11 protein-coding genes are annotated in these 10176 nt (G+C 59.2%); 8 read left to right on the plus strand and 3 right to left on the minus strand.

The genetic code is table 11. The features are described 5' to 3' along the window. The first annotated feature begins 71 nt into the window (after positions 1-71). Entirely contained in the window at positions 72-968 is an 897-nt protein-coding gene (locus ACH2EH_RS17490; RefSeq protein ID WP_395143592.1) for a phosphoribosylaminoimidazolesuccinocarboxamide synthase, read from the plus strand. 30 nt (positions 969-998) lie between these two features. Here ACH2EH_RS17490 and ACH2EH_RS17495 read toward each other — a convergent pair whose 3' ends face one another. Both ACH2EH_RS17495 and tdh read right to left on the minus strand, forming a co-directional pair. Then, the gene (locus ACH2EH_RS17495; RefSeq protein ID WP_395143594.1) at positions 999-1436 is read right to left on the minus strand and encodes a hypothetical protein; all 438 of its coding nucleotides are present in this window, start codon (positions 1434-1436) and stop codon (positions 999-1001) included. A gap of 207 nt (positions 1437-1643) precedes the next feature. Beyond that, positions 1644-2678, minus strand: a complete 1035-nt coding sequence (tdh, locus tag ACH2EH_RS17500) for an L-threonine 3-dehydrogenase (RefSeq protein WP_395143596.1) — start codon at positions 2676-2678, stop codon at positions 1644-1646. Positions 2679-2854: 176 nt separating this feature from the next. Between tdh and ACH2EH_RS17505 the strand changes: the two genes are divergently transcribed. The 6 genes from ACH2EH_RS17505 (at position 2855) to ACH2EH_RS17530 (ending at position 6567) form a co-directional block, all read left to right on the plus strand. Next, positions 2855-3097, plus strand: coding sequence for a helix-turn-helix domain-containing protein (locus tag ACH2EH_RS17505; protein WP_395143598.1), 243 nt, complete (start codon positions 2855-2857; stop codon positions 3095-3097). 221 nt (positions 3098-3318) lie between these two features. Beyond that, positions 3319-3660, plus strand: coding sequence for a hypothetical protein (locus ACH2EH_RS17510; protein WP_395143599.1), 342 nt, complete (start codon positions 3319-3321; stop codon positions 3658-3660). A 19-nt stretch (positions 3661-3679) separates the two neighbouring features. Continuing rightward, entirely contained in the window at positions 3680-3967 is a 288-nt protein-coding gene (locus ACH2EH_RS17515; RefSeq protein ID WP_395143601.1) for a hypothetical protein, read from the plus strand. Further along, on the plus strand, positions 3964-4413 hold the full coding sequence (locus ACH2EH_RS17520; RefSeq protein WP_395143603.1) for a hypothetical protein: 450 nt from the start codon (positions 3964-3966) through the stop codon (positions 4411-4413). The genes ACH2EH_RS17515 and ACH2EH_RS17520 overlap by 4 nt, the downstream gene beginning before the upstream one ends. A gap of 21 nt (positions 4414-4434) precedes the next feature. Continuing rightward, entirely contained in the window at positions 4435-6033 is a 1599-nt protein-coding gene (locus tag ACH2EH_RS17525; protein WP_395143605.1) for a pyridoxal phosphate-dependent decarboxylase family protein, read from the plus strand. A 276-nt stretch (positions 6034-6309) separates the two neighbouring features. Further along, entirely contained in the window at positions 6310-6567 is a 258-nt protein-coding gene (locus tag ACH2EH_RS17530; protein WP_395143607.1) for a hypothetical protein, read from the plus strand. 4 nt (positions 6568-6571) lie between these two features. Here the strand turns inward: ACH2EH_RS17530 and ACH2EH_RS17535 are convergent, their stop codons facing one another. Continuing rightward, complete coding sequence (locus ACH2EH_RS17535; RefSeq protein WP_395143609.1) at positions 6572-9289, minus strand: glycoside hydrolase family 2 protein; 2718 nt, start codon at positions 9287-9289, stop codon at positions 6572-6574. A gap of 29 nt (positions 9290-9318) precedes the next feature. Between ACH2EH_RS17535 and ACH2EH_RS17540 the strand changes: the two genes are divergently transcribed. Then, the gene (locus tag ACH2EH_RS17540) at positions 9319-10068 is read left to right on the plus strand and encodes a hypothetical protein (protein ID WP_395143611.1); all 750 of its coding nucleotides are present in this window, start codon (positions 9319-9321) and stop codon (positions 10066-10068) included. Positions 10069-10176 lie beyond the last annotated feature (108 nt).

Below are 10176 nucleotides of genomic sequence, written 5' to 3' on the forward strand. Positions count from 1 at the left end.
ATCAACAACTCCACCGACTCCCGCGACTTTGGTGCAATCTTCGAGTCGGAGATTATCGGAAAGGTTTGGCGTTGAGCACAGTTTTAACAACGAATATTGTGGGCCTGACGAAGCTCGGGCAGGGGAAAGTGCGCGATCTCTATGCCGTGGGCGAGGACAAGCTCTTACTGGTGGCTTCGGATCGCATTTCGGCTTTTGATGTGGTGATGGCCCAAGGCATTCCGGGCAAGGGACGCATTCTCACCCAGCTCTCGGTGTTCTGGTTTGGGATCACACAAGAGGTAATTGCCAATCACTTGATCACTGCCGACGACACGGAGATCGCCGCCGCGCTTGCCGCAGTCGGGGGTGTCTGGGACGAGAAGCTCACGGGTCGGGCGATGCTCTGCAAGCGCACACGCCCTCTAAAAATAGAGGCGGTTATCCGGGGCTACCTCTCCGGCTCGGGCTGGAAAGCCTACAAAACCGACGGCTCCAATCTCTGGGGAAACCCGCTGCCTGCGGGATTAGTCGAGTCCGACCGGCTCCCCACCCCGATCTTCACGCCCAGCACCAAAGCCGACGCGGGCCACGACGAACCCATGACGCCAGAAGAAGCACAGAATTTGCTCGGGGAGCACTACGACGCCGTGGTCACTGCCGCGCAGGGGCTCTACAGCTTCGCCGCCGCCCACGCCGAGCGCCGTGGGATCATTTTAGCTGACACCAAGTTCGAGTTTGGTCTCAACACACACAACGAAGTAATTCTCATTGACGAAGCTCTGACTCCAGACTCGTCGCGATTCTGGCCCGCTACTACCTACCAGCCCGGTGGTGCACAACCCAGCTTTGATAAACAGTTCCTGCGCGATTTTCTCGAATCCGTTCCTGGCTGGAACAAGCAAGCCCCGCCCCCCGACCTCCCCGAGGCTATCATCGCCAAGACCGCCGAAAAATACGAAGAAGCCTGGCGACGGCTCACCGAATAACGAAACCGCCGCAGATAATACATCGTCGCCTCAGTAGTAGGTAGAGTAGCCCCACTCCCCAATACGCTCCAGCTCGCCGTCGTCTCCCCCTGCGAGGTACTTGCCATCGGAGCAATACCGGAACATATCACCGCCGCCCAAGCTTTGGGGGTAGTCAGAGCTTACCGAAATTGCCAGTGTCCACTCCGTGTTGCCGGGAGAATATTCCCAACCGTTCTTTGCCATCGGGCCAGGCTGGGGAAAAGGCTGTTGGAGCGCTTGCAGATTCTCGGGAGGCTTGCCGTATCGCTTTTGGTAGGTACGGAGCGCGGCGATAATAGGCTGGGCGCGTGCCATCACTTCCTGCATCCCGGCCTGCCGCCGCTGCTCCAGCCGAATATAGTAGATGCCCACAACCGAGTACGTTGTGCAGGCTATCCCCAGTACCGCCAGTACCGCAATCCAGAATTTAGGGACATCGCGTAGCATGCTCTATGATACCGCTTCCCTGAGTAATCGCCCCGATGGGTATCGCCCCCATGAACGGGGGCGTCATTTTGACGTCGCAAGCTCCGACACGAAGGCCACTTCGGGCCATACCGAGTTTGCTCGGCATGGGCGGCACGCCCTTCGTGTCGGCACAGCCGTCAATAAGACGCCCCCGTTCATGGGGGCGATACCCATCGGGGCGATTACTCAGGGAAGCGATAAGACCACTTTGCCGCACTGGCCAGAGCGCATCAGATCCATGCCGTGCTCGAAGTCCGCGAACGGCAGGCGGTGCGTGAGAATCGGCTCGATATTAATGCGGTTGTTGGCGAGCAGGCTCTGCATCGTGATCCAGGTGTCGTAGAGGCGCCGCCCGACCACACCATGGAGCGTGAGGCCCTTAAAGATAATGTCCTCGGAGATGCGCAGCTCAACCGGGCGCGACGGAATCCCCATGAGCGAGACGCGGCCTCCGGGGCGGGCAAGACGCATGGCCTGCTGGATGGCGGGAGGGGCACCGCTCATTTCAAGCACCACGTCCACACCCTGGCCATCGGTGGTCTCTAAGACGGCGGCTTCAAGATCATCACCAGGAATTTGAAAGAGATGATCGGCCCCGACTTTTGCCGCCAGCTCCAAGCGATAGCGCGAGGTATCGGACGCAAAGACCACGCCCGCCCCCAGTGCCCGGCAGACCGCCACGCCAAAGAGCCCAATGGGGCCACAGCCCAGCACGGCCACGCTGCGCCCAGCCAGCTCGCCCTGCATGGCGGCATGAACCGCGTTTCCGAGAGGATCTTGCAGGCAGGCGATGTGCGGCGGGATGCGTGGGTCGTTTTTGATCACGCTGGCCTCAGGAACGGCGAAGCACTCACGAAAACAGCCGTCGGTGTCCACCCCGAAGATCTGGGTATTGCGACAGACATGCCCCTGGCCGGTGCGACACTGGAGGCAGTGACCGCAGATTTTATGCGACTCGCCCGAGACAAAGTCCCCCACCTTGAGGCTCGTCACGCCCTCACCCACTTCCACAACTGTCCCGGAGAACTCATGGCCCATGATCACCGGCGGCTTGACGCGACCAGCGGCCCAGGCATCCCAGCTAAAAACATGAAAGTCCGTGCCACAGATGGCGACGGACTGCACTTTGATAAGAACATGACCGAACGGCGCGGTCGTGAGGGTCGGGACATCCTGGAGCGTGGCGCCCTCCCCAGCGAGGGACTTGACAATTGCTTTCATACTGTCCCAATTTTACTGCACAGGGAACCTATCTCGCCATTGGCATCCTTGAAATGACGCTCGCCGGAGCAAGCTCCGGGGTATCTCGATGCGGAGCAAGCTCCGGGGTATGTACCCGTAGCCGAATCAAGAATAATTATTTGTGTTATTTTCCTGAGGGCGCTAGAATACCCTTTATGGAGCTTTTGGATGGGATCGAGTACCTGATGGTGCAAGAGGCGGCGGCGCTAAAAGGCGTCACTCCCCAAGGAGTTTATGGTGCCATTCGCTCAGGTCGGGTACCCGTCCGGAAAATCGGAAAGTCCGTCTTCGTCACGGTCTCCGATATTCAAGCCTGGGAGCCTGCTGGACACGGAGGCAAGCGCCCCGGCCAAGGCAGAAAAAAACGGCTAGAAACTCTCACAGAGGCGAGGAAATGAACGCCCAGGAGCAGAAGCCACCGCGCTATACCCCTCCACGTAGTGCGCAACTCAACTCCCGATTCTGGAGAGCTTTCACCAAAGGGCTTTGGTCTACTGGAAAAGGCTTGTTTTTCATCATCTGCATCGTCTTAGGCTTCATTAGCCTTTGGCTTAATCGCTGAATTTCTATCGGGCTCTCTGAGTAACCGGTAGACCGGAGGAAAAAGAACAAAAACAACATGAAACGAACAAAGAAAATCACTCTTTTCCTACTGGGTATCGTGGCCTCGGCAGGTTGTGCTAGTTTGATCGTCACACCATCGCAAGAGAGCCAAGTAGCATTGCCAGAGGAATATCTCAGGCGGTTGCGGGTGCCGCTGCCCAAGCAGGAAGACGAATTTAGTCGTGATGTTTACCTCTATCACATCTCGGGAGCGCTTCCCTCACATTCACTTCAATTTCGCTGCGGGTTTGGCTTAACAGAGAAGCAGATTCAAGCCGACCAGCAAGCCCTGAAAGAGCGCGATGCCCGCGTGATCGCCGAAGCAAAACGACAAGAAGCCCGAGAAGCGGTTCTATGAAAGGAAATAACGGCACACCATGACATTGACACTTGAAAAACCAGAGACCGGAGCGCGTCTGCTTCGCTTTGCCCAGAAGCGCGGTATACCTCTTGATGATCTGATAGATGATCTTCTCGATGGCGCAGAGGAGGAAGATGATGAAAAATGGACAGAAGACCTCTCTACCATCCCGGACATTCTGATGTATCCAAAGGCGGACGCTCTCAGAAAGGCGCTGGAAGACATGGATGCAGGCAAGGGAATTTCGGGGACGGACTTCCTGGCTGAACTACGCAGGCCCGTGGAAGAAATCCCCGCTTCGTGAAGCCTCTCACTCTGATGATCGCGCCGGATGCTCTGGCAGAGATCCGTTCTGCTAGGCGCTGGCTTGCCGGCCTTGACCCGCGCTCAGAAGTGCGCTTCACCCGCCGTTTAGAGGCTCTTCTCACTCAGCTCTGCGAGGAGCTGCCTGTCAAGATCACCACGGCCCGCCCGCCACAACTTGATGAGAAAGCCAGTATGGGCATGGTGCGCCCCGTCTTTCAGGAGAGGTTCTACACCAGTGCCAAGAAGCCACCACGCAGAAGCAATGCGAGCACTTGGCGCATGTTCTATGCCCTTCACGATGCTGACAGAGACAACCATCCTGAAACTTTGGAACTACTTCATATTTTCCATGCAGCATCTTTTCTTCCCTGGGATCGGATAGAGGCACTGGAGCTGGATCCGGAGCAAGATGATTCCCCACAGGAGACGGGCTGGACTACTTGATAGCGGTAGAATAATCCTATTATGGATACACCGCAGTACCGGCACTTGATCGAGACGTTTTTCACGTCGCAGCCCGCGCAGATCACCCAGATTTTTCAGGAGCTTCTCGCGGCGCTCGAAGCTGAGGGGCAGTTTCTGCCCGCCTCGCCGATGTCCCAGAACTACGAGACGGCGTCGGTGAACCCGGAGATTCATCTACTGCCAGGTAACCTCAAGGACGCCCGCGATGCGATCTTCCCCTACTTCTGGGGCACCGATAGCTGGTCGTCGCCGCTGCATTTAGAGAACGTCAAAGGCCCGGCCAGTAACGCATCGCTGATCGGGGCACTGGCGTGCTTGCTGAAGAACCCGAATCTCTGCACCGACACCTACAGCCAGCGTTCCAACGAGCTGGAAGTGAAGGCCGTGACAGCACTCGCGAACTTGCTCTTCTACCACACCGACGATCCGTGGGGTGTCTTTACAATGGGCGGGACGATCTCGAATCTCTACGGCGCGAAGATCGGCATCGAGAAAGTGCTCCCCGGCGCGATGCACCACGGACTCCAGGGCGAAAAAATCGCAGGAATCGTCAGTGAGGCCAGCCACTACTCCAACCAGAGTGTCGCGGGCTGGCTGGGGATGGGCACGGCGCAGCTCCACTCTATCCCCACCGACGCCAGCCTAGCCATGCGCCTTGATTTGCTAAAAGAGAAACTCGAAGCGCTCTACACCGACGGCGTGAAAGTGGTCTATGTGGTCGCGACATTTGGCACCACGGACACGTTTGGTGTGGACGATGTCGCCGAGATTCGCCGTATTACCGAGGCGTGTGCCCAGAAATTTGGCCAGCCGCGCCCGCAGGTTCACGTGGACGGCGCGGTGGGCTGGGTTCTGTGCTTCTTCAGCGAGTACGATTTAGAGAAAAACCCACTCAGCTTCCCGACCGAGCTGCTGCCGCTTATTGCCCGTGCCAAGTCCTACGCCCACGGACTGCGGGTCGCTGATAGCATTACCATTGACTTTCACAAGATGGGCTGGGGGCACTACCCTGGCAGCGCGTTTCTCGTGAACCAGCGCTCGGACCTGCGCTACCTCTCACGCAGTGTCGAGCAGATGCCCTACTTCTCAGAGGCCGATGGCCGCCGCGATCCGGCAGTCTTCACGCTAGAGTGCTCCCGCCCCGCACTCGGCCCCTACACCGTCATGGCCTCGCTCAATGGGATTGGCCTCACCGGCTGGCAAGTTTTGGTTGCCCATGCGCTGGAGCAGGCGCAGCGCCTCAAGACCAAGCTCTCCGCGCTGGAGTACTGCCATGTGCTCAATCTTGATACTATCGGTCCTTCGGTGGCGTGGTGGGTGCTTCCCAAGGGCCGCAACGCCCATGAGATTTTCGCCAAACTGGAGGCGGGCCAGCTCACCGACGAGGAGTTTGCGCGCTACACCGACGAAGTGCGCCGCCTTTATGAAAAACGCGATCGCGCCAAAGACCCGCGTTTAGATGCCCGCCTCTCGTTCACGACCAGCATCGGCTACTGCCCTGGTGGCCGTGCACTCCCCGCCTGGAAAGCCGTCTTCTTCAACCCACGCACCGGCCCGGAGATTGTGGACCGCGTGATTGCAAGCATCGAGGAGCTGTAGATTTGCTCTTTGATCGCCCCGATGAGTATCGCCCCGATGAACCGGGGCGTCTTATTGTCCTCGTTCCTCGGACACAAAGGGCGTGCCGCCCATGCCGAGCAAACTCGGTATGGCCCGAAGTGGCCTTCGTGTCGGAGCTTGCGACGTCAAAATGACGCCCCCGTTCATGGGGACGATTATCGGGGCGATTATTGCGTCATTGAACTTTTCGTTTTCTTCATTTGTTGACTCAGCAGACGGGATATCCCCGAACTCTTTTGGAGACAAGAAACAACGATGAAACAACTACTCACCCTCGCCGCTGCGATCCTGATCACCGGCACCGTACTCACCCCTAGCTTTGCTCAAGACAAGATGGGCAAAATGGACAAGATGCATGGCAAAATGGACAAGATGCAGTGCGCCGAGTGTGCCAAGCTGACCAAAAAGGCGGGCAAGCCCACCGAGTGTGCGGCATGTAAAAAGATGCACGGGGCAATGAAGGCAAAGATGTCCAGCGGGAACAAAATGTCGGGCGACAAGAAAAAAATGTAACCCGTCACCGGATCAGCCACTCTAGCCAGGCGTGTAATAGACCTACCCCGCAAATCGCACGCTTCAGACCGGAGGGCTGATCCCCCAAACCACCGTAGGGGCGCAGAGTCGTGAGCAGGAGCCTTCCTGCTCCGACCTGCGCCTCACACACGTAGGCATGGAGCAGCGAACTGCGTGCATCGACGCGCGTGAGAACGGGGGCAATCGGCACGCCCAGAACTTGCTGAAGCGCCTCGGGCTCGAAGGCACAGTCGCTGGCAAGTCCGTAGAAAAGAAAGTCCGTGGTCTTCTCGTGCGGAAACGCTCCCCAGCTCGAATGATCTTCAAAGAGCCGCATGGCTTCTCGAAAGAACGGCAGCTCGGCAGCGGGCAGTCCCCCAAAGGCGGAGGGCTGAAGGTAGAGCACGCGTCCACCGTTGCGTGCAAAAGCCAATAGCTCCGGGCTCCAGGCTGTCGCGACCATAATTCCCGGCCCCCCCAAGCCAAGAGGGAGCTGTGTTGGCGGAGCCACTTTCCAGCCCGTTGCCTCCTCAAACCCAGCTAACAAGTTCGCCGGGTCGTAGAGGCTGACAGCGCCCCCCGTGCGAGACGCCATAAATACCCAGAGCGGCCAAGCGTTCTTAGCGAGTGTTTTTCCCGCTGCCGTGAGTTCCACGGAGAGCATGAGTTTCTGCGGGGTGGCAGGGGCAATAAACTCGATCAGTCCGATCTCTTTAACCTCGCCGGGCTCAAGTGGCCCCAGAATGAGCTCGCCGCTCAGGCCTGTGCTGGTTTTCCAGTGCAAGACAGCGCCCGGGCCGAGGCGCTTGCCAAAATGCGAGATCCCGACATGGCGGCGCGCACTCTCGCCCGCCCTCACGCCCCAGCGATCCAGCCACGAGGGCCGATCCCCGCCCGCCGTCCAGGCACGCCGCCGATCCGGCTCAGTAAAGAGCACCGTGTCGGCGTTAAACTCAGAGGGGTCGTAGCGTAGCGCTCCAAAATCATCGAAGAGTCCGGCGGTGGAGATGGGCGTGTCGGTGAGGCCGGTGACAACATAGCCCGACGTAAACGGGTAGGAGCGGGTGAGCTCCAGGGTGTGCTTTCGCGAAAGAAGCGCTTGTTTCGCACTCGATGCTTTTAGCTCCGCGAGCCGAGGCAGTAGGCCGCTACTCTCTAGCGTTTTTAGCTGCTCCGTGACACTGACCTCCCAGCGCACGCCCTTTGGGTTCTTCTGTGGGTCACTAAGTGTCCACCAGGGTGGCGTTTTATCACGCTTTAAAATTGCGGGCAGGTCTCGCAGCGCGTCCTGGTCGTTGAACTCGCCAAAGAGAAAGGGCTGCCGCTCGCGCCAGCGCGGGGCGAAGGCATCGAAAGTGGAGCGGGCGAAGGGCAGATCGCAGTAGAGGTGAAAGTCCCAGTAGTCCGCGTGCTCAGGGAGCGGGCCACCGTAGCACTCCGCCGAGCCGGAGTTATCCCGGATCAGCGGCGCGCCAGTCTGTTTTTTCAGCTCCGCGTAGAGCTTGCCTAGAAAGCTCGCGTCCATGCCCTCCCCAATCTCGCAGCCCAGGGTCCAGAGAATAATCGAGGGATGATCCCCGATCTGCCGAATGATGCGTGCATACTCCTGAGGAGTTTGCTTGGTGAAAAAGTCGCTTTTCTCCGGGAGCCACAGTGGCAGCTCCACCCAGAGCAGCACGCCCATGCGATCTGCCAGCTCAAAGTACACACGCGGCGGAATCCAGAGGCAGATCTTCACGCCATTAAAGCCCAGAGACTTGATGCGCTTGAGCTCCGCCTCAAAGATTTTGACATCTAGCGATGGGTTGGGAGCCATCGTGCTCTCGTACCAACCCCAGGAGAGCGGTGCACGAAAGTAGATTGGCTGGTCGTTGAGAAGAATCCGCTCGCCGTCTACTTGAAGCTTGCGAAAGCCCACGGTTCGTGTCTGTTGATCCGAGAGCACGCCGCTCACGGCGACAGTGACCGTGAGCGTGTAGCAGTGTGGTGTCTCTGGGCTCCAGAGCAAGGGTTTGGCAACTTGGAGGTCAAATGCTGCCTTACCCGACTTTGGCACGCCTAACGAACGCCCCGCAACAATAGCGCCATCTTCCGTGCTGAGCCGTAGCTCCAGTGTCACTTCAGCCCCTCGTGCCACATCCAGCTCTACATCTCCACGTAGCCGCCCGGTTGCCTCACCCGTCGCAAAGATGGAAGCGATGCGAACGGGACCGGTGGCGCGTACTCGGACGTCTTGCCACGGGCCGCCCCAGGTGCCCCAGACATAGGGCAGAAATCCGGCAAGAGTTTGCTTGACGGGAAAGCGCTCGCTGCCGGGTTTCTCCACTTTAAGGGTCAGCTCTTTGGTTCCGGCGGGAAGCTCCCAGACAAACGCGTCCCAGAGCCCCGTGTGCTCCCCGATTTTCTTGCCATCGGCGAAGCCCTCGCAGTGGTAGGAGACGGCATCAAGTTCCCACCAGAGCCTCTCCCCCTTCGCGCTACCTCCCCCGGCGCTCCGCGCCACCCCCTCCGGCTTCGCGAAGGGGGATTGGGTTCGGTACCACACGGGGCCGCAGAACGCGCCGGGGATGCCATCGCGCTCCCAGCAGCCGGGAACGGTGGCGGGTCGCCACTCTTTCGCACCGTCGCGGCGTAGCTCCCAGCCACTTGCCAGTGCTTCATCCGGCTCACTCATTGCCCACACTCCCAGGGCCGTTGTCTGCAGAAAACTTCGGCGATCCACATCTTGTCATTTTACCGGTAAAATAGGCCATGTTGCGCCGTAACCGTCGGTTTGTCGTGCTCGTGAGTGTTCTGGTCCTCCTCGCCAGTGCGCTCGCGTTGCGTACCGACAATACGGTCGCTCGGATTCCAGGAGATCTGGTGCTGTGCGAAACAGACGCGCCTTGGCTTTGCTCCAGCGATACCTACCCGCTCCCGGATAGCTCAGGGCGCACACTTCAGCTCGAAGCCGACGGCGTGCTTCGGCTCACACGCGCCCCGGAGGATGTTGCCACACACGCCCCTAAACCAATCGGTCGTCTGCTGGGCGTCACGTCGGACTTTCGGGCAGTGATTGCGGAGAGTAGCTTCCCCAGCCCTCGGCCCCGCAACGGTAAAATCACGCTGAGCAGCACCGGAATCGGGGAGCACCTGTCGCCGAGTCAGTCCACGACGCTGCTTCTCCCGAAGACAATCCAAACCCTCGAAGACGCGGTGCTCTCACCGGACAGTCAGCAGATTGCCTGGTACTTTAGGAGTCGCTACGAGCGCCCTGGAATCGCCCTGCTGCGCCGGATTTCCTCCGGTCTAGCCGAGCGCTTCCCACCACGCCAGATGCTAGAGATCTGGGTCAGCGACACGCAAGGCGGGCAGCTACACACCGTCGCCGCCCTCCCTGAAAGTGCCTTCGATGGCTGGCACGCCGCTCCGGCTCCGTCGTCCATGCTCTACATGGGCTGGAGCCAGAAGACCGGAAAATTGATGATTGCCCACACCGGCAAGCACTACCGCCTCCGGTAGGCTACTCGGCAGGCTCGCCTTTGCCGGCAAAGACAGCCGCGTACTTGCGGGCGGCGGGAGCGAGCGGGTGCTTCGGGTAGCGCCTCACAAAAGTCGCCATGAGCCGCG

It is taken from the genome of Armatimonas sp., assembly GCF_043760365.1.
GTDB lineage: Bacteria > Armatimonadota > Armatimonadia > Armatimonadales > Armatimonadaceae > Armatimonas.